The 22485-nt window shown below is 74.8% G+C and carries 20 protein-coding genes, 1 pseudogene and 1 riboswitch; of the genes and pseudogenes, 14 read left to right on the forward strand and 7 right to left on the reverse strand.

Annotated elements, in window-relative coordinates:
* The first annotated feature begins 115 nt into the window (after positions 1–115).
* Positions 116–886, forward strand: a complete 771-nt coding sequence (locus DFQ13_RS23990) for an MDR/zinc-dependent alcohol dehydrogenase-like family protein (RefSeq protein WP_110081444.1) — start codon at positions 116–118, stop codon at positions 884–886.
* A 24-nt stretch (positions 887–910) separates the two neighbouring features.
* Here the strand turns inward: DFQ13_RS23990 and DFQ13_RS23995 are convergent, their stop codons facing one another.
* Positions 911–1537, reverse strand: coding sequence for a LysE family translocator (locus tag DFQ13_RS23995; RefSeq protein ID WP_110081445.1), 627 nt, complete (start codon positions 1535–1537; stop codon positions 911–913).
* A 150-nt stretch (positions 1538–1687) separates the two neighbouring features.
* On the opposite strand from DFQ13_RS23995, the gene DFQ13_RS24000 reads away from it, so the two are divergent.
* Together DFQ13_RS24000 and DFQ13_RS24005 are read left to right on the forward strand one after the other, a co-directional pair.
* A complete protein-coding gene (locus DFQ13_RS24000) occupies positions 1688–2413 on the forward strand; it encodes a YqeB family protein (protein WP_219994631.1) in 726 nt (241 codons plus the stop codon).
* A gap of 23 nt (positions 2414–2436) precedes the next feature.
* Positions 2437–3576: an acyl-CoA dehydrogenase family protein gene (locus tag DFQ13_RS24005; RefSeq protein ID WP_110081446.1), complete on the forward strand. Its 1140-nt coding sequence runs from the start codon at positions 2437–2439 to the stop codon at positions 3574–3576.
* 48 nt (positions 3577–3624) lie between these two features.
* Here DFQ13_RS24005 and DFQ13_RS24010 read toward each other — a convergent pair whose 3' ends face one another.
* Both DFQ13_RS24010 and DFQ13_RS34075 read right to left on the reverse strand, forming a co-directional pair.
* Positions 3625–4314 (reverse strand): hypothetical protein, encoded by a 690-nt coding sequence (locus tag DFQ13_RS24010; RefSeq protein ID WP_052020587.1) that lies wholly within the window; start codon positions 4312–4314, stop codon positions 3625–3627.
* Positions 4315–4375: 61 nt separating this feature from the next.
* On the reverse strand, positions 4376–4537 hold the full coding sequence (locus DFQ13_RS34075) for a hypothetical protein (protein ID WP_161784416.1): 162 nt from the start codon (positions 4535–4537) through the stop codon (positions 4376–4378).
* 203 nt (positions 4538–4740) lie between these two features.
* Here DFQ13_RS34075 and DFQ13_RS24015 point away from each other — a divergent pair, with 203 nt between their 5' ends.
* A complete protein-coding gene (locus DFQ13_RS24015; protein WP_035278558.1) occupies positions 4741–5892 on the forward strand; it encodes a mechanosensitive ion channel family protein in 1152 nt (383 codons plus the stop codon).
* A gap of 7 nt (positions 5893–5899) precedes the next feature.
* Here DFQ13_RS24015 and DFQ13_RS24020 read toward each other — a convergent pair whose 3' ends face one another.
* A complete protein-coding gene (locus DFQ13_RS24020; RefSeq protein WP_035278561.1) occupies positions 5900–6253 on the reverse strand; it encodes a nuclear transport factor 2 family protein in 354 nt (117 codons plus the stop codon).
* A gap of 123 nt (positions 6254–6376) precedes the next feature.
* On the opposite strand from DFQ13_RS24020, the gene DFQ13_RS24025 reads away from it, so the two are divergent.
* The 8 genes and pseudogenes from DFQ13_RS24025 to DFQ13_RS24055 all read left to right on the forward strand — a co-directional run bounded on the left by DFQ13_RS24025 (position 6377) and on the right by DFQ13_RS24055 (position 15401).
* Positions 6377–7180: an alpha/beta hydrolase gene (locus DFQ13_RS24025; protein WP_110081447.1), complete on the forward strand. Its 804-nt coding sequence runs from the start codon at positions 6377–6379 to the stop codon at positions 7178–7180.
* On the forward strand, positions 7177–7770 hold the full coding sequence (locus DFQ13_RS24030; RefSeq protein WP_110081448.1) for a dihydrofolate reductase family protein: 594 nt from the start codon (positions 7177–7179) through the stop codon (positions 7768–7770). The genes DFQ13_RS24025 and DFQ13_RS24030 overlap by 4 nt, the downstream gene beginning before the upstream one ends.
* Positions 7771–7842: 72 nt before the next feature.
* Complete coding sequence (locus tag DFQ13_RS34080; RefSeq protein ID WP_181400130.1) at positions 7843–8013, forward strand: hypothetical protein; 171 nt, start codon at positions 7843–7845, stop codon at positions 8011–8013.
* 17 nt (positions 8014–8030) lie between these two features.
* A pseudogene (locus DFQ13_RS24035) lies at positions 8031–9912 on the forward strand (glycosyltransferase family 39 protein).
* A 276-nt stretch (positions 9913–10188) separates the two neighbouring features.
* Entirely contained in the window at positions 10189–11037 is an 849-nt protein-coding gene (locus DFQ13_RS24040; protein WP_219994633.1) for a sugar phosphate isomerase/epimerase family protein, read from the forward strand.
* Positions 11034–12332, forward strand: a complete 1299-nt coding sequence (locus DFQ13_RS24045) for a M20/M25/M40 family metallo-hydrolase (RefSeq protein WP_110081450.1) — start codon at positions 11034–11036, stop codon at positions 12330–12332. Before DFQ13_RS24040 ends, DFQ13_RS24045 begins: the two co-directional genes overlap by 4 nt.
* On the forward strand, positions 12329–13645 hold the full coding sequence (locus DFQ13_RS24050; protein WP_110081451.1) for a Gfo/Idh/MocA family protein: 1317 nt from the start codon (positions 12329–12331) through the stop codon (positions 13643–13645). The genes DFQ13_RS24045 and DFQ13_RS24050 overlap by 4 nt, the downstream gene beginning before the upstream one ends.
* Positions 13646–13766: 121 nt before the next feature.
* On the forward strand, positions 13767–15401 hold the full coding sequence (locus DFQ13_RS24055) for a serine/threonine-protein kinase (RefSeq protein ID WP_110081452.1): 1635 nt from the start codon (positions 13767–13769) through the stop codon (positions 15399–15401).
* A 921-nt stretch (positions 15402–16322) separates the two neighbouring features.
* On the opposite strand, the gene DFQ13_RS24060 is transcribed toward DFQ13_RS24055, so the two are convergent.
* Positions 16323–17069: a cobalt-precorrin-6A reductase gene (locus tag DFQ13_RS24060; RefSeq protein ID WP_407643202.1), complete on the reverse strand. Its 747-nt coding sequence runs from the start codon at positions 17067–17069 to the stop codon at positions 16323–16325.
* A gap of 56 nt (positions 17070–17125) precedes the next feature.
* Here DFQ13_RS24060 and DFQ13_RS24065 point away from each other — a divergent pair, with 56 nt between their 5' ends.
* Positions 17126–18217 (forward strand): cobalt-precorrin-5B (C(1))-methyltransferase, encoded by a 1092-nt coding sequence (locus DFQ13_RS24065; RefSeq protein ID WP_110081453.1) that lies wholly within the window; start codon positions 17126–17128, stop codon positions 18215–18217.
* Here the strand turns inward: DFQ13_RS24065 and cobM are convergent.
* Together cobM and cbiE are read right to left on the reverse strand one after the other, a co-directional pair.
* A complete protein-coding gene (cobM, locus tag DFQ13_RS24070; RefSeq protein ID WP_110081454.1) occupies positions 18211–18957 on the reverse strand; it encodes a precorrin-4 C(11)-methyltransferase in 747 nt (248 codons plus the stop codon). The two genes, DFQ13_RS24065 and cobM, sit on opposite strands and share 7 nt — an antisense overlap.
* Positions 18954–20150 (reverse strand): precorrin-6y C5,15-methyltransferase (decarboxylating) subunit CbiE, encoded by a 1197-nt coding sequence (gene cbiE, locus DFQ13_RS24075; RefSeq protein ID WP_233438552.1) that lies wholly within the window; start codon positions 20148–20150, stop codon positions 18954–18956. The genes cobM and cbiE overlap by 4 nt, the downstream gene beginning before the upstream one ends.
* Before the next feature lie 89 nt (positions 20151–20239).
* Positions 20240–20410, forward strand: a riboswitch (cobalamin riboswitch).
* A 31-nt stretch (positions 20411–20441) separates the two neighbouring features.
* Here cbiE and DFQ13_RS24080 point away from each other — a divergent pair.
* Positions 20442–22475: a VWA domain-containing protein gene (locus DFQ13_RS24080; protein ID WP_110081456.1), complete on the forward strand. Its 2034-nt coding sequence runs from the start codon at positions 20442–20444 to the stop codon at positions 22473–22475.
* Positions 22476–22485 lie beyond the last annotated feature (10 nt).

Raw genomic sequence — 22485 nt, forward strand, 5'->3', positions numbered from 1 at the left:
TCGTGGTTGCTCCCGGACCCCCGGTCGCGGGTGCCTGCCCGAACACCGCCGACTGCCGCCCGGGCAGGCAGTCCGAACGCCCCCACGATCCGCGCGGGACTGGTTTGATCACCCGATGGACTGGGCCCAGACGCCGGACGCGGACAACACCCCCTTCTACGCCTCAGGCACGTTCTGGGCCATCGCCGCCGTCGCCGTCGCCATCGCCGCCATCGGCGTGGGCGCGTGGGCCGCCTGGCGGTCGGCCAACCCGAAACGGCAGCTCAACATCTGGATCGGCTCCGACACGCCCCTGATGACCACCCGCGCCGAGGGCATCACGGTCGGCTTCGAGGACACCCCGCTGGCCGATCCCCACATCGTCCGGGTGCAGATCGCCGCCCGCGGCCGCAAGGACATCGTCCCCGCCGACTTCGCCGGACCCCTCCGCATCGACCTCGCCACCCCCGTCCTGCGCCTCATCGCCACCCACTCGACCACCAAGCGCGACAACCTGCCCGCCCCCGCCCTGACAGTCGACGACACCGCCCTGGTCCTGGACCCCACCATCCTGCCCGGCGACCAACGCACCACCCTCGACGTGCTCCTCGACTCCACGCCCGAACTCGCCGTCACCGCCCCCCTCGCCAACGTCACCGTGAAGAAGACCGACCCCAACCCGTCTCCGAGCCCGCGTCAGAAACCGCTGATGGACGGCTTCCTCCTCGGTATGGGGTTCATGGCGGGCACGAGCATCCTTGCCCCCGTCGCTGCCGACATCGTCACCGCCAGCGGATTCAGCGACACCATCAGCGTTGTCGTCGGCCTGACAGGCGTACTCCTCACCAGCGCCTGCGGCGCAGGCCTCATCATCGCGCTTTCCCGCATTTCCAAAGCCGACCAGTGACGACGACCTGCCCGGCCGGGGTGGTCAGCCCGCGACCGCCAGGGTGACGCCCAGGCCGACGAGGGCGCCGCCGGTGACGCGGTCGAGGGCCTTGCGCGGGCCGCTGCGGCGCATGAACCTCGACAGCCGGGAGGTGAGCAGCACGAACGCGGTCCACCACACCAGGCCGAGCGCGATGTCGAGCCCGCCCAGCAGCAACACCTGGGGACCCGCCGGTGCGTCGGCCGACAGGAACTGGGGCAGCACGCTGACGAAGAACAGGGCCGCCTTGGGGTTGAGGACGTTGGAGGTGAAGGACTGGCGGAAGACCCGGCCCATCGATGCGGACGCGGTGCCGTCGTCCTCGGTGGGGGCGGCTTCCGGGCGGCGCCAGGAGCGCCACAGCGCGGTGGCACCCAGGTAGACCAGGTAGGCCGCGCCGACGACCTTCAAGGCGGTGAAGGCGACCGGGCTGTGGGTGATCAGCGTGGAGACGCCGAGGGCGGCGGCGGCCATGTGCACGCACAGGCCCGCCTGCACGCCCAGCATGGCGACGAAGCCGGTGCGGCGGTCGCGGGCGGAGTGCCGCAGGACGACTGCCCAGTCGGGGCCGGGGATGACGTAGGCGGTCATGACGACTCCGGCGAACAGCACCAGCAACCCCACAGACATCCCGCACGCCCTTCCTCCGTGCCGCCGGTTCCCCCATTCGGGACCGGGCTGGCCCGATCGGACTACCCAGTCGGCGGCTGTCCATACCCGGTGTCGTCGTCCCCGCCCGGTCCCCTACCGTCGCCGCTGCGGGATGACGAGGGGGAGAGCATGGGGACGGACGAGCGGGCCGTGACGATCAGGATGCCCGTGGTGTGGCTGTGGCTGCTGCGGGTGGGCGGGGCCGTACTGGGGTGCGCCGCGGGGTTCGGGGTCGCGCCGTTGGTGCGTTGGCTGACCGGGCTCGTCGGGGGTGCGCCGGGGCCGCTGCGGGTGGCCGCGCAGTTGCCCACGGTGGTGGCGGTGCCGGTGCTGACCGTCGTCGGTGCCGGGGTGGGGGTGTGGTTGGCGGTGGTGGCACGTCGGGAGAGTCCGGTTGTGACGGTGGGTGGTGACCGCGTTCTGGTGGTGGAGAACGGTTCCGCGCTGCACGTGGCCCGCGATCGGGTGGCGGCGGTGTTCACCGACGGGCGGGACCTGGTGGTGCTCGGTCATGACTTCGGCGAGTCGGTTCGGGTTCGGGTGACGGATCTGCCCACCGACGGGTTGGCGGCGGCGTTCGAGCGGTTCGGTTACCCGTGGCGGGGCACGGCCGACCCGCACGAGGCCGAGTTCACCGGCTGGGTCGACGGGACACCGGACCTCGACGGCACCGCGCACTCCTTGCTGCGCGAGCGCCGCAACGCCCTGCGCGACAAGCGGGTGGGCGCGGCGGCGGACGCCCTCGACCGGCTGCGCGCCCACGGCGTCGCGGTGCGCGATCGCGGTGGCGTGCAGCAGTACCGCCGTCGGGAAAGCGCTAACGGGGTGGCGGGTGGCGACGAGTACTCCTCGTAGCCCGCTCCCGGAAGGACCCATCGATGTCGTTGCTGGACACCGCGCGTGACCTCGCCCCCACCCTCGCCGCCCGGGCCGAGGAGATCGAGAACGGTCGGGAACTGCCGGTCGACCTGGTCAAGGAGTTGAAGACCGCGGGTTTCTTCCGCATGTTCACCCCGCGCTCGCACGGTGGCCTGGAGACGGACCTGCGCACCGGTCTCGACGTGCTGGAGGCGCTGGCGCGGGCGGACGCGGCGACCGGGTGGACGGTGATGATCGGCGCGGAGACCCCGCAGCTCCTGTCGCTGCTGGACCGCGAGCGGTTCGACGAGCTGTACGCGGGGTCGCCGGACGTGGTGGTGGCGGGTGGGTTCAACGCGCAGGGCACGGCCGAGCCGGTGGCCGGTGGTTACCGGGTGTCCGGGCGGTGGGCGTTCGCCAGCGGGTCCGGGCACGCCGATCACCTGTTCGGCAACTGCGTGCTGACCGACGGCGGCGCGCCCCGGGTGGTCGACGGGGTGCCGGTGCTGCGGGCGGTGCTGCTGCCCGGCGCCGAGGTGCTCGACACCTGGCGGGTGTTGGGCCTGCGCGGCACCGGCAGCAACGACATCGCCGTGGCCGATGCCGTGGCGCCGGAGCGGGACACCTTCGACGTGTTCACCGGGGTGCCGTGCGTGCCGGGGCCGCTGTACACCGCGCCGCTGGTGCACTTCGTGCTGCACATGGCCGCGGTGGCGGTGGGCACCGCCCAGGGCGCGGTCGACGACGTGGTCGCGCTGGCCACCGGCGGCAAGCACCGCCTCTACGCCAAGGCGTCGCTGCTGGACTCCCCCGTCTTCCAGGTGCACCTGGGCCGGGCCGAGGCGGGCGTGCGGGCCGCGCGGGCGCTGCTGCGCGAGGTGGCCGGGGAGTTCTGGGCGCGGGCCGCCGCCGACCCGGCTTCGGTCGGGCCCGCCAGCCCGGAGGCTTCGGCGACGCTGGCCTGGATCACCGAGACCTGCGTCGCCGCGGTGGACACCTGCTACCGCCTCGGCGGCGGTGGCGCGGCGCGGGACTCCTCGTCGTTGCAGCGCCGGTTCCGCGACGTGCACACCATGGCCCAGCACGCCGGGTCGGCGGAGGGCTGGTTGGGCACCGGTGGGACCGCGCTGCTCGGCGCCGCCGCGGGCCTGGCCTACTGAGCGCTCGCGGCGTGCGAGGTCCGGCAGCCGGGTGTGCGTCCCGGACCGTCAGTGGTCAGTGAGTTCCACGCGGTGCCGGATCTCGTCGTCGCGGAAGATGCGGAACTCGTGGGTGTCGGCGGTGAGGACCTTGAGGAAGCCCGGGCTGACGTCGAAGACGTGGAAGTCGTCGATGCCGGTGGTCGTCTCGATGCGTTCCAATGGAACCCAGGGCGTGCTCACCACCGCCGCGCAGACGAGTGCACCCACCACCGCCAGCGACCTGGAACTCCGGAGCACCCACCGCACCGGACCGCCGAAGCGCGGGTGGTCGCGGGTGCGTTCGACCAACGTCAACACCACGCCCAGCACCACGATCGCGATGAGCAGCCCCCAGCTCCGGTAGCTGCGCACGTGCGCCACGACCATCGCGACCAACACCACCACCAGCAGCCCCGGACCCGCCCACGCCCGGTGGTCCCGGGCCCGGCGGGCGCCCGCGTAGGCCAGGATCGTGAACGGGATCAACGCCACCAGCAGGACGCTGCTGATCACCCGGTTCGCCATGAAGGTGCCGAGGAAGATCGCGGGCGCGTCCTCGAAGTCCAGGGTGTGCAGCAGGGCGAACGCGGTGTGCCAGTCGTAGCCCGAGACCGCCAGCAGGCGCAGCAGCACGAACAGGGCGGCGGCCCCGGTGAGCGCGGACGCCACCCCGGCGCCGGGGTGGCGTTCTCCGCGCACGTCTTCTTCCGCGTCCATCTGCCCTCCAGAACGACCCGGCGACCGTGCCGGGCCCCTAGGAAAGCAGACGGGGTGGGGCTCAGCTCGCGCGGACCTCGTCCACGCAGCCGGGCTGGCCGGTGACGTGCAGTTCACGCCTGCCGTGGGCGAACTCCGGGCACAGGCAGGCCCCCATGGGCTCGTCGGAGGAGAAGTCGAAGTTGGTGCTCGACGGGTGCTGCAGCGTGGCGGTGGTGTCCATGGCGGGTATCCCTTCCGAGTGAACTCCCTGGTCCTGGTGAACGCTGTGGAGAGAACATGCCCCGATCGGGGTGGACTCAATCACCCGAAAACACCTGAATTTGACGAGTTGTCAATTGTGAAGCGAACCACGCCCGGTGAGTCGACGTGCCCTGGGTGGTAACCCACCCGTTCCGACCGGACGACACACGGAGGGAGGCGCCGATGTCGGAGGCGTGGATGGGGGTGCTGTCCGCGGGAGTGGTCGCGGTGGCGGTGTTCGGGGTGTTCCTGGTGCTGGAATACCTGCTGCGGCGGGGGTTCCGGCGACTGGGCAGGCGGTCGGCGCTGCTGGCCGGGCTGGTCGAGCACACGTCGAGGCCGCTGCGCTGCTTCGGGGCGGTGCTCATCCTCCGGCTGACCGTGTTCGTGGCGCTGCCGCCGACCGGGTGGACCGGGCCGGTGACGCACGCGATGACGCTGGCGCTGATCGGCAGCGGTGCCTGGCTGCTCGCCGGGGTGCTGCTGTCGGCCGAGCAGACCGCGCTGTCGCGGCTGCGCGTGGACGAGCGCGACAACCGGCACGCCCGCCGGGTGCAGACGCAGATCACGTTGGTGCGCAGGGTGACCGTGGCCGGGGTGGCCGTGCTGGCGCTGGCCGCGATGCTGATGACCTTCCCCGGGGCGCGCGCGGCGGGCACCAGCCTGCTGGCCTCGGCCGGTGTCATCGGCGCCATCGCCGCGCTGGCCGCGCAGTCGTTGCTGGGCAACGTGTTCGCCGGGTTGCAGATCGCGTTCAGCGACGCCATCCGGCTCGACGACGTGGTGATCGTCGAGGGCGAGTGGGGCCGGATCGAGGACATCACGCTCACCTACCTGGTCGTGCACATCTGGGACGACCGCAGGCTGGTCATCCCCACCTCGCACTTCATGTCGAACCCGTTCGAGAACTGGACCCGGCGCGAGGCCGCGCTGCTCGGCACGGTCGAGATCGACGTCGACTGGGCGATGCCGGTGGAGGAGATGCGGACCGAGCTGCGGTCCGTCCTGGACGCGACGGACCTGTGGGACGGCCGGGTCTGCGTTCTGCAGGTCACCGACGCGGTGAACACCCTGGTCCGGGTGCGCGCCCTGGTGAGCGCGGTCGACGCGCCGACCCTGTTCGACCTGCGCTGCCTGGTGCGCGAGCGGCTGGTCGCCTGGGCCAGGACCCGGCACCCGTACGCGCTGCCGCGCCTGCGCTCCGAGCGGGTGCCCACCGGCCCGCGCCCGGCCCCGGCGGCGGCCACCGAGCCCACCGAGGACGCCCGCCTGTTCGGCGACAGCCCCGACGGCCGCGAGCGCGAACACGCCTTCACCGGCCCGGACCGCTCCTGAGGTGCGGTCAGGCCCCGGGGGTCTCGGGGGCGAAGGAGCCGCCGAAGTAGACCTGGGCCTCGGTCAGCCTGCCGTCCCGGACGCTGATCAGCTCCGTGTTGCGGAACCGGCCACCGGTGCGCAGTTCGTACTCGTAGCAGACGAAGACGCTGCCCCGGCCGGTCGGCACGGCGTGCACGATCTCCTGCGACAGCAGCCGGTCGGCGGTGGGGAAGCAGCGCTCGAAGAACAGCGCCCGGTCGATGTGGTCGTCGACCGGGCTGGTGAACACGAAGTCGTCGTCGACCAGGGCCTCGGCGGCGGCGCGGTCGCCCGCCAGGTAGAGCCGGAAGAAGTTGCGCACCACCTCGACTTCGGACATGCCCCCACCCTAGGGCACCGACCCGGCGTTACCGCACTGTTATCCACGGGGATTGCGGGCGGTGTCGGGGACCGGTGGTCGGCTCCGACCTCATGCCGACAGAACCACCGGCCGGAGGACGCGATGAAGACCGAGACCCTGCCCGTACCCGGCGCCACCCTGCACCACGAGGTCCGCGGCACCGGCCCACTAGTGCTGCTGATCTGCGGCGGGATCTACGACGCCGCGGGCTACACCGGGTTGGCCGAGCGGCTCGCGGTCGAGTACACCGTGGTCACCTACGACCGGCGCGGCAACTCCCGCAGCCCGCTCCACGGCCCGCCCGTCCGGCAGTCCGTCGCCGAGCACGCCGAGGACGCGCACCGGTTGATCGCCGCGCTGGGCGGGCCCGCCTTCGTGTTCGGCAACAGCAGCGGCGCCCAGATCGGCCTGGAACTGGCCGTCCGCCACCCCGGGGACGTGCGGGTGCTGGTCGCGCACGAACCCCCGCTGTTCGACCTGTTGCCCGACGCCGGGCACTGGAGGGCGGTGGCGGCGGAGGTCGAGGCGGCGTTCGCCGCGGGTGGGGCGGGGCAGGCGATGGGGGTCTTCGCCGCCGCGATGGGCATGGCGGGGGACGAGCCGGAGCCGCCGGACGACCCGGAGGCGGCCGCCGTGGTGGCGCGCTTCGCAGCCAACAGCGCGTTCTTCGTCGGCCACGAGGTCCCCGGCTTCGGCGCCCACGAGACCACCCTCCCGGCCACCCCGGTGATCCCCCTGGTGGGGGCCGAGTCCGCGGGCCAACCGCCGCACCGGGCCACCCGCGCCCTCGCTGCCCGCCTCGGCACCGAGGTCACCACCGTCCCCGGCGACCACGGCGGTTTCGGCACCCACGCCGCCGCTTTCGCCACCATCCTGACCGAACTCTTCCAGGAGCAACCCCGATGAGCACAGTCACCAGCCGCCTCTCCGTGTCCCTCGACGGTTTCGCCGCGGGGGTGGACCAGGGCCCGGACCAGCCGCTCGGCCGGGGCGGCGAGCGCCTGCACACCTGGGCCTTCGGCGACGTCGACCCGGTCGACGCGGCGGTCCTGGCCGAGGTGGACGCGGGCATCGGCGCGTACGTCATGGGGCGCAACATGTTCGACGGCAACCGCGGCCCGTGGGACCTGTCCTGGCGGGGCTGGTGGGGCGCGGAGCCGCCGTACCACTGCCCGGTGTTCGTGCTCACCCACCACGCCCGCGACCCGCTGCCGATGGCGGGCGGCACGACCTTCCACTTCGTCACCGAGGGACCGGACCGCGCGCTCGCGCTGGCCCGTGAAGCCGCCGGGGACGCCCGCGTGGACATCGCGGGCGGCGCCTCGACCATCCGCCACTACCTCGCCGCCGGGGAGATCGACGAGCTGACCCTGCACCTGGCGCCGGTCACCCTGGGTGCGGGCGAGTCCCTGTTCGCCGGTCTCGACGTGCGGCTGGAGCCGCTGCGCGCCGTCCACTCCCCCGCCGTCACCCACCTGACCTACCGGGTGCGCTGACCGGCCGGGCTCACAGTCGTCGCACAACCGGGCCACACCGACCGTCCAGGCTCGGCGCCCAGAGTCGGGGCCATGACAGCGACGACTCCCCCGGCGGCCCGGAACGGGGCCCGGCCCATCGACATCCATTCCGGCACCGTGGTGCTGGAGGTGGTCGTCCCGGTGCACGACGTGGACGTCGACCTGTCCACCGACCTGGCGGCGGTGGGCGCGCTGACCGCCCCCGCCACCCGCGCGGCCTGACCACCCCCGGAGCCCCGATGACCACCTTGCTGTCCCGCCCCGCCGAGTCCAGTCGCCGCGCGGACGACACCACCGCGCCGACTTCGCGCCTGCGCCGGTTCGCGCGCGGACCTGAGACCGACCCGCGCTTCGCCCGGCCCGCGCTGCTGGGCCTGCTCGCCGCGACGGCGCTGCTGTACCTGTGGAACCTGACCGCGTCCGGCTACGGCAACGAGTTCTACGCCGCGGCGGTGCAGGCGGGCACGCGGAGCTGGAAGGCCTGGCTGTTCGGCTCGCTCGACTCCGGCAACGCCATCACGGTGGACAAACCACCCGGCGCACTGTGGGTGGCGACCGCGTTCGCCCGGGTGTTCGGGTTCTCCGGCTTCTCGGTGCTGGTGCCGCAGGCACTGATGGGCGTGGCCTCGGTCGGCCTGCTGCACGCGGCGGTCAAGCGAACCAGCGGCCCGGCCGCCGGGCTGATCGCCGGGGCGGTGCTGGCGCTGACCCCGGTGGCGGTGCTGATGTTCCGCTTCAACAACCCGGACGCGCTGCTGGTGCTGCTGTTGGTGGCGGCCGCCTACTGCGTGGTGCGCGCGCTGGAGGAGGCCGGTCCGAAGTGGCTGGTGCTGGCTGGGACCGCGATCGGGTTCGCGTTCCTGACCAAGATGTTGCAGGCGTTCCTGGTGCTGCCCGCCTTCGCGCTGGTCTACCTGGTCGCCGCGCCGACCGGCCTGGGCAGGCGGGTCGCGCACCTGGCCGGAGCGCTGGCCGCGGTCGTGGTCTCCGCGGGCTGGTACGTCGCGCTGGTGGAGCTGTGGCCCGCGGACAGCCGCCCGTACATCGGCGGTTCCACCGACAACAGCCTGCTGGAGTTGGCGCTGGGCTACAACGGCCTGGGCCGCGTCCTCGGCGGCGAGGGCAACGGCGGCGGGGGCGGCGGGGCGAACACCGGCTTCGGCGGGGAGACCGGCCTGTTGCGGATGTTCAACACCGCTTTCGGCAGCGAGATCTCCTGGCTGCTGCCCGCCGCCCTGATCGCCCTGGTCGGCGGTCTGTGGCTGACCCGCCGGGCGCCGCGCACCGACCGCACCCGCGCCGCGCTGCTGCTGTGGGGCGGGTGGTTGGTGGTCACCGCGCTGGTGTTCAGCCACATGGGCGGCACCACGCACCCGTACTACGCGGTGGCGCTGGCCCCGGCGATCGCCGCGCTGGTCGGCGTCGCGGGCCGGGAGCTGTGGCGGGGCCGGGCGTCGTTCGCGCCGCGAGCCTGGCTGGCGGGGATGATCGCGGCCACCGCGACCTGGGACCACGTCCTGCTGGCCCGCGAGGCGGACTACCTGCCCTGGTTGAAGTTCGTCATCGCCGCGGTCGGCCTGGCCCTCACCACCGCCCTGCTCGTCGGCGTCGAGAACACCAGGCGGACGGCCACGGTCCTGCTCACCGCCGCGGTGCTGGTGCTGGGCCTGGGCGGCGCGGCCTACGCGGTCACCACCTCGGCGCAGGCGCACAGCGGCTCGATCCCCACCTCCGGCCCCACCTCGGGCGCGATGGGCGGCGGGACGGGCGGCCCCGGCGGGACCCCCACCGGGTCGACCGGCGTGGCCGACCTGCTCGCCACCAGCACGGCGAAGTGGGCGGCGGCGGTGTCGGGTTCGCAGACCGCGGCAGGCCTGGAACTCCAGTCCGGCAAGGCGGTCATCGCGATCGGCGGCTGGAACGGCACCGACGACGCGCCGACGTTCGAGCAGTTCACGGCCGCGGGTCGCGGCTGGCGAGATCGACTACTACGTCGTCGGCGGCCAGGGCGGCGGCCGGGGTGGCTCAGACTCCTCCGCTGGGGAAATCGCCACCTGGGTGGCGGCCAACCACACCGCCACCACCGTGGGCGACTCCACCGTCTACGACCTGACCCCCTGATCCGGGCGGGAGCCCGCGGCCCAGCGGCGGCCAGGTCCGCTCCAGACCGACGCGGAGGCGGTGGTGAACGCCGACAACGGCTGCGAACTGGTCAGCCGAGGCGGACTCCGGCGGACACCTCCCTCGAATTGTCCACTGTGGCCTGCTGGTGCGCATGGCGACGGCACCCGGCCGTCGGGTCCGCGGACCGGTCGCCACTCCATCGGGTGGACCAGCGCGCGGGAGGCCTCCCGGGGTGATAGCTGTTGTCCGGCCGGGACGGACGGGATGGGGTCGATGGTGGTGCGGGTGTGCGGGATCGGCGACGAGGGCGCCGACTCCCTGGTCGGGCAGGTGCGGCTGCACGAGCGGTTGGGACTGCGCGGGATCGAGCTGCGGGCGGTGGACGGCAGGCGCGTGCACGAGCTCGACGCCGCGGGGCTGGACCGGGTCGTCGCGGCGGTCGGCGGCGCCGGGCTGGTGGTGCCGGTGCTGGACACCCCGCTGGGCGACTGGTCCACCACGATCGGGCGCGACCTCGCCGACGACGAGCGGGTGCTGCAGGCCTCGGCCGGGGCGGCCGCGCGGCTGGGCTGCACGCGGCTGCGGATCATGTCGTACCCGAACGACGGCAGGCCGGAACCGGACTGGCGCCGGGCGGTGGTCGAGCGGGTTCGCGCGCTCGCCCGGATCGCCGAGGACCTCGGGGTCACCCTGCTGCACGAGAACTGCGTCGGCTGGGCGGGCGCCGGTGCCGAGCGCACCCTCGCCCTGCTGGACGAGGTGGGCAGCCCGGCGCTGCGGTTGCTGTTCGACACCGGCAACGGCCTGGCCCACGGCTACCCGGCGCTGCCGTTCCTGCGGGAGGTCATCCCGTACGTCGACCACGTGCACGTCAAGGACGGGCGCCGGGTCGGCGGGACCGCCGTGTTCGGCACCCCCGGCTCCGGCGAGGTGCGGCTCGGCGAGTGCGTGGGGCTGCTCCTCGACGCCGGGTACCGCGGCTGGTTCAGCCTGGAGCCGCACGTCGCGCTCATCCCGCACCTGGACGTGGCCGACGACCCCGAGCGGCGGGCCCGTGCGTACGCCGACTGCGTGCACGCGTTCCGCACGCTCGTCGGCGCCGTGCCCGCGGTCACCGGGTGACCCGCTTGCGCGCCGCCGACGTGGACTGGCTGCTGGCCCTCCTCGCGGTGCCGACCGTGTCACCGCTGGAGGGGGGCGACCCGGCCGGGTTCGCCAGGGCGCAGAGCCTGTTCGCGGGCGGTGCCGCCGAACGCGGGCTGGCGCTGCGCCGCTGGGACCACCCGCCCGCCGAGGAGCTGGACCGCCCGGACGTGCCCACCCCGCTGCGCGAGGCGGCGGCACCGGACCCGGCGGGGTTCCTGGCGGCGCAGCCGTGCGTGGTCGTCGGCACGGGCAAGCTCAAGCCGCCGCGGCAGCGGATGGTGCTCAACTTCCACCTGGACACCGTCGGCCCGCACATCGCGCCGGTGCTGGACAGGCGGGTGCTGCGCGGGCGCGGGGCGGTCGACGACAAGGGGCCGGGGGTGGCCGCGGTGGTCGGGGTGTCCCGGGCGTTCGCCGAGGACCCGGGCCTGACCGCCGACATCGAGGTGCTGGTGGCCAGCGTGCCCGGGGAGGAGGGCGGCGCGATGGGCGTGTGCGGGACGCGGTGGCTGGTGGAGACCGGGTGCGTGGGCAGGCTGATGGTGTTCGCCGAGCCGACCGGCTGCCGGGTGCTCGACGCGTGCAGCGCCACCATGACCCCCGTGCTGGGGGTGCGCGGCCTCGACAGCACCGACGACCGGCCTGCCGACGGGCACAACGCCACCGTCGCCCTGGGGTTCCTCGCGGTCCGGCTGACCGAGCGGCTGGGCCGGGTGGCCGACCGGCTCGGTGCCCGGGTCTGCGTCTCCGGCGTCCACACCGGACAGTCGCACAACCGGGTCTACGGCACCGGTGAGCTGCGGCTCAACATCGCCTACCACGACCGCGCGGTGGCCTCGGCGCTCGCGCTGGAGGTGGAGCGGGCGGTGGCCGAGGCGGGCGCGGAAGCCGCCGAGCGGTTCGGCGACAACCCGGTCACCCGGCGGCTGGTGGCCGACTGGGACCGCGTGGTCCGGCTCGACTGGCTCAAGCGCGGGCTGCCGCCGCTGGCCAACCGGGACGCGGCGATGGAGGCCGTGCTCGCCGAGGCGGGCCTGCACCGCCACGACGGGGTGGCCGACGGCAGCGCCTTCACCTGCGACGCCATCTGGGCGCCGGGCCGCGACCGGTACGTGGTCGCCTGCGGCCCCGGCCTGCTCGACCGCGACGGCGCGCACACCCCCGACGAGCACGTCCAGCTCGACGACCTCGACGAGTACGCCGACCGGGTGCGCGCCCTGGTGCACGCGTTCGGCGCGCACGTCCGCGCGGGCGAGGAGAAGACCGCGTGAAGGTCGGCGTGATCGGTCTGGGCACCATCTCCCGCTACTTCCTCGACGCCATCGCCGCCGACGACGCGGTCACCCTGGCCGCGGTGTGCGACCTGGACCCCGCGCGGCTGGCCGGGTTCACCGGCAGCGGGGTGGCGACCTTCACCGACGCGCGCGACCTGCTCGACGCGGGCGTGGTCACCGCCGTGGTCATCACCCTGCCCAACGACCTGCACGCCGAGGTGGCGCACGCGGCGCTGAGCAGGGGCATCGCGGTGTGCTGCGAGAAGCCGCTGACCGTCGACCCGGCCGACGCCCGCGCGCTGGCCCGGACCGCGGCCGAGCACGCGGCGGTGCTGTTCACCGCCTTCCACCGCCGCTACAACCGCAACCTGCTCGACCTGGCCGCCGCGCTGCCGCCGCGGGCGGAGATCGCCCGGGTGACGGCGCGCTACCACGAGAACATCGGCGAGCACACCGGCGGCGAGGGCTGGTACCTCGACCCGGCCCGCTGCGGCGGCGGCTGCCTGATCGACAACGGGCCGAACGCGCTGGACGCGGTCCGGCTGCTCGTCGGCGACCTCACCCTGCTCGACGCCACCATCGGCGACGTGCGCGGCGGCGCGGAGCACTGCGCCGAGCTGGACCTGCGCGCCGGGGAGGTGCCGGTGCGGGTCGAGCTGGACTGGGCGCTGCCGACCGGCGAGGTCAAGGACGTGCGGGTGGACCTGCGCGACGGGACCAGCCGCACCGCCGACCTGCTGGCCGGGCACCCGGGGTTCAAGGCGTCGCTGGCGCACGAGTACCGCGGCATCCTGGCCGCGTTCCGGGGGGCGGTGGAGGCCGGGCCGGGGGCGCCGGACCCGGGGCCCGCGCTGGTGGAGGTGGTCGCCGAGGCGTACCGGGTGGCGCGGGCGAAGGAGACCCGGCCGCGGATGCGGGCCAAGGCCGACGCCGAGGCGCGGATGGTGGCGCTGATGTTCCACAGCCGCGACGACCGCGGCATGGTGCTGGCGCCGTGGGAGTCGCGGTGCGTGCCCGCCGGGCAGGTGCACGAGCTGGTGACCACCGCCGACCGGCCGGGGCGCCCGGGTGACCGGGTGGACCGGGTCGGCTTCCTCGGGTTCGCCGAGTTCACCGCCGCGACGGTGTTGCAGCGCGGCGACGAGGTGTGGACCGCGACCGGGCGGCGGATCGGCACGGTGGCGGGTTTCGACGAGTGCCACTTCCCGAACCACTACAACGTCCTGGTCGCCGCCGACACCGTGCTGACCGCCGCTGACCTGGATCTTCGGGTCGGGGACGCGGTCCGCTTCGGCCCGGGGTCCGGCTGACCCCGGGACCCAGGTACGGGCAAAACGGGTCGCGCGCCACGCCGAGCCCGCGCTGAGCCTGTTTGGTTGTCACCTGTTCGTGTAACTCTTGTGCGGTGATGTGCGCACCTTGGCGGCTGCCATGAAGAGCGAGGACCGGCTGGTCGCCGGTCGGTACCGGCTGTCGAAGCAGCTCGGCGCGGGCGGCATGGGTGTGGTGTGGCAGGCCTACGACGAGCGGTTGCACCGCACGGTCGCGGTCAAGCAGCTACTGGTGCCCGCGTCGCTGAGCGCGCCGGAGGTCGAGGAGGTCAACCGGCGGGCCATGCGCGAGGGCCGGATCGCGGCCAAGTTGCAGCACCCGTCGTCGATCACCGTCTTCGACGTGGTCGAGGACGGTGGCGCCCCGTACCTGGTGCTGGAGTACGTGCCCTCGACGAACCTGTCGGTGGTGCTGCGCGAGCAGAAGACGCTGCCGCTGGACGAGGTGGCGAACATCGGTGCCCAGGTGGCCGCCGCGCTGGCCGCCGCGCACGAGGTGGGCGTGGTGCACCGGGACGTGAAGCCGGGGAACCTGCTGCTCGGCCACGACGACACCGTGAAGATCACCGACTTCGGCATCTCCCGGCTGGTGGAGGACGTCACCGGCACGACCACCACCAACATCGCGGGCACCCCCGCCTACCTGTCGCCGGAGGTGGCGCAGGGCAAGGCCGCCACCTTCGCCTCCGACGTGTTCTCCCTCGGTGCCACGCTGTACACCGCGATTGAGGGTGTTTCGCCGTTCGGGGCCAACGACAACACGATGGCGACCCTGCACCGGGCCGCGTCCGGGCAGATCGATCCGCCCCGCAGGTCCGGCCCGATGACGGACCTGCTGCTGGGGATGCTGGCCACCGACCCGGCGGCCCGGCCGACGATGGCGGAGGTCCGCCGGGTGCTGGCCGAGCGCGACTGGGCCTCGGCCGAGGTGCCGACCCAGGTGGCGGCGCCGCTGCGGACGGAGAAGTTCGGCGCGGCGGCGGAGGCTCCCGCACCGAGCACCCCGCGCACCCCGCCCCCGGCCACGGCCGCGCTGCCCGTGGTGCCGGTGGAGCCACCACCCGCCCGGCGCACCGACCCCGAGCACGGCGCGGGCTCCGAGCCCGAGGACGCCGACCGCAAGCGCAAGGCGGCGCTGCTGGTCGGCGCGACGGCCCTGGTCGTCGTGCTGGCGGTGGCGATCGTCCTGGTGACGCTCAACCGCGACTCCGAGGACGAGCCGGTCGCCGCCCCGAACACCACGGTCTCCACGGTCACCGGTCCCCCCGCCACCAGCGCGGCACCCCCGGCGGGCAACGAGCCCCCCGCCGTGCCACCCGCCCCCAGCTCCACCCCGGAGACGACCACGCCCCCGACGACGACGACGACACCGCCACCCACGACCACTCCCCCGCCGCCGCCCGCGGGTGCCGAGGACACGCCGGAGGCCCGGGTCGCCGCGATCACCGGCTACTACGCGGGCCTGCCCGGCGGGACGGACCAGAACTGGGGCAGGCTGACCGCCGGCTACCAGCAGAAGACGGCGGGCGGCCTGTCCGGGTACAAGCGCTTCTGGAGCGGGTTCCGCGCCGTCTCCGTGGGCAACGTCGTGGCCAGCGGCCCCAACCAGGTCGACGCGACGATCACCTACACCCGCACGACCGGGGCCACCAGCACCGAGCGCACCCGGTTCACCATGGTCGCCGAGGATGGAATCTGGAAGATCGGCGGTTCATCGGTCATCGGCAACGCCTGACCGCCCCCGGACCGCACGGCCCGGGGCCCGCCCTCAAAGCAGGCCACCCACCCCACGAACCGCCGGCCCGACGAGCAGTGCCGGGGTGGGTGGACGCGCTCGCCACCAGGCCACCCCCGAAACCGGCGGCCCGACGAGCAAATGCCCGGACGGGTGGACGCGCTTGGCCAGCCGACCACCCCAAAACCCGCCAGCCCGGTGAGCCAACTGCCCGGGTGGGTGGAGGTCCTGAACGCAGGCCGACCACCCCGAGAACCGGCGGCCCGGCCAAGCAACTGCCCGGGTGGGTGGAGGTCCTCAACGCAGACCGACCACCCCGAGAACCGCCGGCCTGGCGAGCGAACTGCCCGGTGGGCGGATGTCCTGAACGCAGGCCGACCACCCCGAAAACCGCCGGCCCGGCGAGCGAACTGCCCGGGTGGGTGGATGTGCTCGGCCAGCCGACCACCCAACAAACCGCCGCCCCGGCTACGGCCCTGCCCGGGTGGGTGGATGTGTTTGGCCGGGGGTGGCGATCATGTGACAGCCTGCCTGGGCGGTGGGGCATCTTTTCAGCCCCACCTGACGCACTGGAGCACATGATCGCCATAGGGGCCCCGGCCAAACACATCCACCCAGCCGGGCACACCCACCAAAACCCCGGGCTCGAAAGCTGAGCACATCCACCCACCCGGGCACCACCACCAAAACCCAGGGCTTTAAACAGAGCACACCCACCCAGGCACCCACGACAACCGACCGGGCTCGCAAGACACGCCCCAGGTGTCGGGCGCGGGCACGTCCGCCTTCCAGGGCAAGCCGAACGTCACCATGAACCTGACCCCGCACCCCGGTCTACCGGCCGGGTTGCCTGGCCACACCGACTTCGGCCAGGCACCCCGGCTCGACCTCGTTCGGCGGGTGCCCCCCGCACCCCACCGGTCAGCCGGTCGACCGGCTCCCGGGGAGCACGCCGGTCAGCCAGTCGGCGACCTCGGGCACCGACGCCAGCACCGGCACGTCCGGGGTGCCGGGGCGGCGCACCACGACCACCGGCAGCCCCAGCTCCCTGGCCGCGTCGAGCTTGGCGGCGGTCAGCGGGCCGCCGCTGTCCTTGGTGACCAGCACCTCGACCCGGTGTGCGCGCATCAGCGCCAGCTCGCCGTCGAGGGTGTACGGGCCGCGGTCGAGCAGCAGTTCGCACCGGGCGGGCAGCGGCGGGTCCGGTGGGTCGACGCAGCGCACCAGGAACCACTGCCCGGCGGTGGCGAAGGCGGGCAGGCCCTGGCGCCCGGTGGTGAGGAAGACGCGGTCGCCCAGGTCGGGCAGCAGCGCGGCGGCGGCGGTCAGGTCGTCGACCCAGTGCCAGGTGTCGCCGGGGCGCGGGGTCCACCCGGGGCGGCGCAGCAGGACCAGGGGCACGGCGGCGGCGCGGGCGGCGGTGGCGGCGGAGGCGCTGATCCGCTCGGCGAACGGGTGCGTGGCGTCCACCACGGCGGCCACGGACTCCGCGCGCAGGTACTCGGCGAGCTTGTCCGGGCCGCCGAACCCGCCCACCCGCACCTCCCCCACCGGTAGCCGGGGTCGGGCCACCCGACCGGCCAGCGAGGACACCACGCGGGTGCCGGGGCGCTCGTGCAGGACCGCGGCGAGGGCACGGGCCTCCGCGGTGCCGCCGAGGATCAGCACGGTCGGCACGGCACCCCCGCGACAGCCGCCCGGACGCGGTTGGGCACGCTGGTGCCATGAGCGGAGAGCGGCGCACGCCGGAGGGGTTGCGCTACGGCTGGACCACCGGGGCGTGCGCGACCGCGGCGACGACCGCCGCCTACACCGCCCTGCTGACCGGTGAGTTCCCCGACCCGGTGACCATCACCCTCCCGAAGGGACAGACACCGGCGTTCGCGCTGGCGACCGAACACCTCGGGGACGGGGTGGCCACGGCGGGGGTGGTGAAGGACGCGGGCGACGACCCGGACGTCACCCACGGCGCCCTGGTCCGCTCGACCGTCCGCCCCGGCCCGCCCGGTTCCGGGGTGAGCTTCCGCGCCGGCCCCGGTGTCGGCACGGTCACCAAGGCCGGGCTGCCGCTGCCGGTGGGCGAGCCCGCGATCAACCCGGTGCCGCGCACGCTCATGCGCGACCACGTGGCCGCGGTGGCCGCCCGGCACGGCGGCAGCGGTGACGTGGTGGTGGAGGTCTCGGTCGACGGCGGGGAGGAACTGGCCCGCAAGACCTGGAACCCGCGGCTGGGCATCCTCGGTGGCCTGTCGATCCTGGGCACGACCGGCGTGGTGGTGCCCTACTCGTGCTCGGCGTGGATCGACAGCATCCGCCGCGGCGTGGACGTGGCCAGGGCCGCCGGGTACACCCACGTGGCGGGTTGCACCGGGTCGACGTCGGAGAAGACGGTGGCCGCGCTGCACGGGCTGCCCGAGGACGCGCTGCTGGACATGGGCGACTTCGCCGGGGCGGTGCTCAAGTACCTGCGCAGGCACCCGGTGCCCCGGCTGACGATCGCGGGCGGTTTCGGCAAGCTGTCCAAGCTCGCCGACGGCCACCTCGACCTGCACTCGGGCCGCTCGCAGGTCGACCTCGCCGCCTTGGCCGCGACCGCCGTCACCGCGGGTGGGGGCGACGAGTTGGCGGCGCGCATCACCGCGGGCAACACCGCGCTGGAGGCGCTGCGCCTGGCCGAGGCCGCGGGCGTGCCGCTGGGCGACGCGGTGGCGGCCGGGGCGAAGGCCACCGCGGTCGAGGTGCTGCGGGGGGCCGAGGTCGCGGTGGACGTGGTGGTGATCGACCGGGCCGGGGTGATCGTCGGTCGCGCTCACTGAGGCCGCTCGCGCTCGGCGGAGTAGAGGTGGCTCTCGCAGAAGCCGCCGGGGTCGAGCACGCGGCCGACGACGATCACCGCGGTGCGCCGGATGCCCGCCGCGCGCACCTGCCCGGCGATGTCGGCGAGGGTGCCGCGCAGCACGACCTCGTCGGCGCGCGAGGCGTAGGCGACCACGGCGACCGGGCAGGTGGCGCCGTAGTTCGGCACCAACTCGGCCACGACCTCGTCGATGCGCTGCACGGCCAGGTGCAGCACCATCGTCGACCGGCTGCGGCCCAGCGACGCCAGGTCCTCCCCCGGCGGCATCGGCGTCGCCCGGGCCGAGGTGCGGGTCAGCACGACGGTCTGGCCGACGCCCGGCACGGTCAGCTCGGTCTTGAGCGCGGCGGCGGCGGCGGCGAACGCGGGCACCCCGGGCACCACCTCGTAGGGCACCCCGGCCGCGTCAAGGCGGCGCATCTGCTCGGCCACGGCGCTGAACACCGACGGGTCGCCGGAGTGCAGCCGGGCCACGTCGTGCCCGGCGGCGTGCGCGGCGAGCAACTCGGCCACGATCTCGTCCAGCGTCAGGTTCGCGGTGTCGACCCGGCGCGCGCCCGGCGGGCACAGCTCCAGCAGCTCGACCGGCACCAGCGCGCCCGCGTACAGGCACACCGGGGCGGCGGCCACGACCCGCTGCCCGCGCACGGTGATCAGGTCGGCCGCACCCGGCCCGGCCCCGATGAAGTGGACGGTCACTCGCTCTCCTTCACGGCTACCCACTGCGTCACCGGCATGGCTTGGCGCCACCCGGTGAAACCCCCGACCGGCCCGGCCCGGCCCACCGACACCCGGGTCAGCGTGCCGCCGACCTCGCCGTGCCAGCGCGCCACCAGCACCTCCGACTCCAGCGTCACGGCGTTGACCACCAGCCGCCCGCCCGGTCGCAGCGCCGCCCAGCACGCGGGCAGCACCCCGTCCGCCGTCACTCCCCCGCCGACGAACACCGCGTCCGGTTCCGGCAGCCCGGCCAGCGCACCCGGCGCGGGCCCGGTCACCACCCGCAGCTCCGGCACGCCCAGCGCCAGCGCGTTGCGGCCGATCCGCCCGGCCCGGTCCGCCCGGGGTTCCACCGCGACGGCCCGGCACGCCGGGTCCGCCCGCGACCACTCGATCCCGACGCTGCCCGACCCGGCGCCCACGTCCCACAGCAGCTCACCCGGCTCGGGGGCCAGCGACGACACGGTCAGCGCGCGGACCTCCCGCTTGGTGATCTGCCCGTCGTGCTCGAACACGTCGTCGGGCAGGCCCGGCACCCGCGGCAGCCGCCGCGCCCCCGGGTCGGCCGCGCACTCGACCGCGACCACGTTCAGCGGACCCGCCTCGCCCGACCACCCGGCGGCCGTCGCGGTGACCACGGCCTCGGTGTCCGCGCCGAGGTCGGACAGCACGGTCATCCGGCTGGACCCGAACCCCCGGTCGCGCAGCAGCGCCGCCACCGCCGCCGGGGTCCGCGAACCCTCGCTCAGCACCAGCACGCGGGCGCCCGGGTGCAGCGCCGCGTGCAGCCGCTCCACCGGTCGCGCCACCGCGCTGACCACGGCGACCCCGTCCAGCGCCCACCCCAACCGGGCGCAGGCCAGCGACGCCGACGACGGGTGCGGCAGCACGCGCACGGCGGTGTGCCGGGCCAGAGTGGTGCCGATGCCGTGGAACATCGGGTCCCCGCTGGCCAGCACGCACAGCACCGAACCGGCGTGCGCCGCGAGCAGGGCGGGGACGGCGGGCAGCAGCGGCGTCGGCCAGGCGACCCGCTCGGCGGTCACCTCGGGCGGCAGCAGGTCCAGTTGCCGGGGCGCGCCGAGCACGACCTCGGCGCGCGCGAGGGCCGAGCGGGACGCGGGCGCCAGCCCGGTCCAGCCGTCGGCGCCGATACCCACCACGGTGACCACGGGCGGCAACGCTAACCCACCCGGGCGGCCGACCAGTCGAGACGCGCACCACGTGGCTTGGCACCCGTCGGTGCGGGATGCGACGATCACGGGCAGACCAAGCAGGGTGTGCGGAGGAAACCGGTGCGATTCCGGTGCGGTCCCGCCACTGTGACCGGGGAGTTCTCCCGTCGAGGTGCCACTGGGGCGCGAGCCCCGGGAAGGCGGCGGGAGCGCGGCGATCCGGGAGCCAGGACACTCGCCCCCTGCTCGAGACCGACCCGGGCGCGGACCCGGAGTGAGGATCGTGGCGTGCCCAGTCCTGCCGGTTTTCCGTTCTCGGCCGTCGTCGGCCACGCCGACCTGCGGTTGTCCCTGCTGCTCAACGCGGTGCACCCGGCGATCGGCGGGGTGCTGGTGCGCGGGGAGAAGGGCACCGCGAAGTCGACCGTGGTGCGCGCGCTCGCCGCGCTGCTGCCCGCGCTGGCGGTGGTCGAGGGCTGCCGGTTCGGCTGCGACCCCGCCGCCCCGGACCCCGGCTGCCCCGATGGCCCCCATCTCGAACCCGATGCCGCTTCCCGGCCTGCGCGGTTGGTGGAGCTGCCGGTCGGCGCCACCGAGGACCGGCTGATCGGCTCCCTGGACCTGGAGCGCGCGCTGACCGAGGGCGTCCGCGCCTACCAGCCCGGCCTGCTCGCCGCCGCGCACCGGGGCGTGCTCTACGTCGACGAGGTCAACCTGCTGCACGACCACCTGGTGGACCTGCTGCTCGACGCCGCCGCCATGGGCCGCGCGCACGTGGAGCGCGAGGGCGTGTCGGTGGCGCACGCGGCGTCGTTCCTGCTGGTCGGGACGATGAACCCGGAGGAGGGCGAGCTGCGCCCGCAGCTCCTCGACCGGTTCGGGCTGACCGTGGAGGTGCGCGCGGCCCGCGACGTCGACACCCGCACCGAGGTGATCCGGCGGCGGCTGGCGTTCGAGGCCGACCCGGCCGGGTTCGCCGCGGGCTGGGCGGCGGCCGACGCCGACCTGGCCGCCCGGATCGCCGCCGCGCGGGCGGCGCTGCCGGGGGTCGCCCTGCCGGACGCCGAGCTGCGCCGGATCGCGGCGGTGTGCGCGGCGTTCGACGTGGACGGGATGCGCGCGGACCTGGTGCTCGCCAGGGCCGCGATCGCGCACGCCGCCTGGCGCGGGGCCGACGCGGTGGCCGAGGAGGACGTGGCGGTGGCCGCCCGGCTGGCGCTGCCGCACCGGCGCAGGCGCGACCCGTTCGACGAGCCCGGCATCGAGCAGGACCAGCTCGACCAGGCGCTGCGCGACGCCGCCGAGCAGACCGGCGAACCCGAGCGGACCGACCCGGACCCCGATCCCGATCCCGGCCCGGACGGCCCCGGCGGCGGCGCGCCCGACCCGGGCGACGGCCCGGCGGACGACTCGGGCCAATCCGACAGCCCGCCCCCCGACGGTCCGGCCCCCGAGGGCCAGGACACCCAGCCGAAGGGCGGGGGCGGCGGCACGCAGGCCCCCGCCACCCCCGACCCGGCGTTCACCGCCCGGCTGCTCCAGGTCGACGGCGTCGGCGAGGGCGCTCCCGGGCGCCGCTCCCGCTCCCGGGCGGGCTCCGGGCGGGCGCTGCGCGCGGCCACGTCGCAGGGCAGCGGCATCCACCTGGTCGGCACCATGACCGCGGCGGCGCCGATGCAGTTGGTGCGCGGGCGCAGCGGCCCCGGCCTGGTCGTGCGGCCCGACGACGTGCGGCGGGCGGTGCGCGAGGGGCGCGAGTCGAACCTGGTGCTGTTCGTGGTCGACGCCTCGGGATCGATGGCCGCGCGCAAGCGGATGTCGGCGGTGACCGGCGCGGTGATCTCCCTGCTGCGCGACGCCTACCAGCGCCGCGACAAGGTGGGCCTGGTGACCTTCCGCGGACCCGGGGCCGAGGTGGCGCTGCCGCCGACGTCGTCGGTGGAGGCGGCGGTGGCCCGGTTGCGCGCGCTGCGCACCGGCGGGCGGACCCCGCTGGCCGACGGGCTGCTGCGGGCTCGGGAACTGCTGCGGGTGGAGCGGCTGCGCGACCCGCGCCGCCGGGCGCTGCTGGTGGTCGTGACCGACGGGCGGGCGACCGTCGCGGCCCGGCCGGGTGGCGACGCGGTGGCCGACGCGGTGCGGGCCGCCGGGCTGGTGGCCGCCGACGGCGTGGCCAGCGTGGTCGTCGACTGCGAGTCCGGGCCGGTGCGGCTGGGGCTGGCCGGTCGGGTGAGCGCCGCGCTGGGCGGCACCGGGCTGCGCCTGGAGGAACTGTCCGCCGATGCCGTGGCCGGGGTCGTCCGCGCCGCGCGCGCAGCGTAAGGGGGTCCGA

Source organism: Actinokineospora spheciospongiae, assembly GCF_003182415.1.
Taxonomy (GTDB): domain Bacteria; phylum Actinomycetota; class Actinomycetes; order Mycobacteriales; family Pseudonocardiaceae; genus Actinokineospora; species Actinokineospora spheciospongiae.

Coding starts and splice junctions, on each gene's coding strand:
- DFQ13_RS24025 (WP_110081447.1), top strand. CDS start 6,377: ATGAAGACCGAGACCCTGCCCGTACCCGGCGCCACCCTGCACCACGAG.
- DFQ13_RS23990 (WP_110081444.1), top strand. CDS start 116: ATGGACTGGGCCCAGACGCCGGACGCGGACAACACCCCCTTCTACGCC.
- DFQ13_RS24065 (WP_110081453.1), top strand. CDS start 17,126: ATGAGCGGAGAGCGGCGCACGCCGGAGGGGTTGCGCTACGGCTGGACC.
- DFQ13_RS24005 (WP_110081446.1), top strand. CDS start 2,437: ATGTCGTTGCTGGACACCGCGCGTGACCTCGCCCCCACCCTCGCCGCC.
- DFQ13_RS24020 (WP_035278561.1), bottom strand. CDS start 6,253: ATGTCCGAAGTCGAGGTGGTGCGCAACTTCTTCCGGCTCTACCTGGCG.
- DFQ13_RS24000 (WP_219994631.1), top strand. CDS start 1,688: ATGGGGACGGACGAGCGGGCCGTGACGATCAGGATGCCCGTGGTGTGG.
- DFQ13_RS24015 (WP_035278558.1), top strand. CDS start 4,741: ATGTCGGAGGCGTGGATGGGGGTGCTGTCCGCGGGAGTGGTCGCGGTG.
- DFQ13_RS24010 (WP_052020587.1), bottom strand. CDS start 4,314: ATGGACGCGGAAGAAGACGTGCGCGGAGAACGCCACCCCGGCGCCGGG.
- DFQ13_RS34075 (WP_161784416.1), bottom strand. CDS start 4,537: ATGGACACCACCGCCACGCTGCAGCACCCGTCGAGCACCAACTTCGAC.
- DFQ13_RS23995 (WP_110081445.1), bottom strand. CDS start 1,537: ATGTCTGTGGGGTTGCTGGTGCTGTTCGCCGGAGTCGTCATGACCGCC.
- DFQ13_RS24030 (WP_110081448.1), top strand. CDS start 7,177: ATGAGCACAGTCACCAGCCGCCTCTCCGTGTCCCTCGACGGTTTCGCC.
- DFQ13_RS24055 (WP_110081452.1), top strand. CDS start 13,767: ATGAAGAGCGAGGACCGGCTGGTCGCCGGTCGGTACCGGCTGTCGAAG.
- DFQ13_RS34080 (WP_181400130.1), top strand. CDS start 7,843: ATGACAGCGACGACTCCCCCGGCGGCCCGGAACGGGGCCCGGCCCATC.
- DFQ13_RS24040 (WP_219994633.1), top strand. CDS start 10,189: ATGGTGGTGCGGGTGTGCGGGATCGGCGACGAGGGCGCCGACTCCCTG.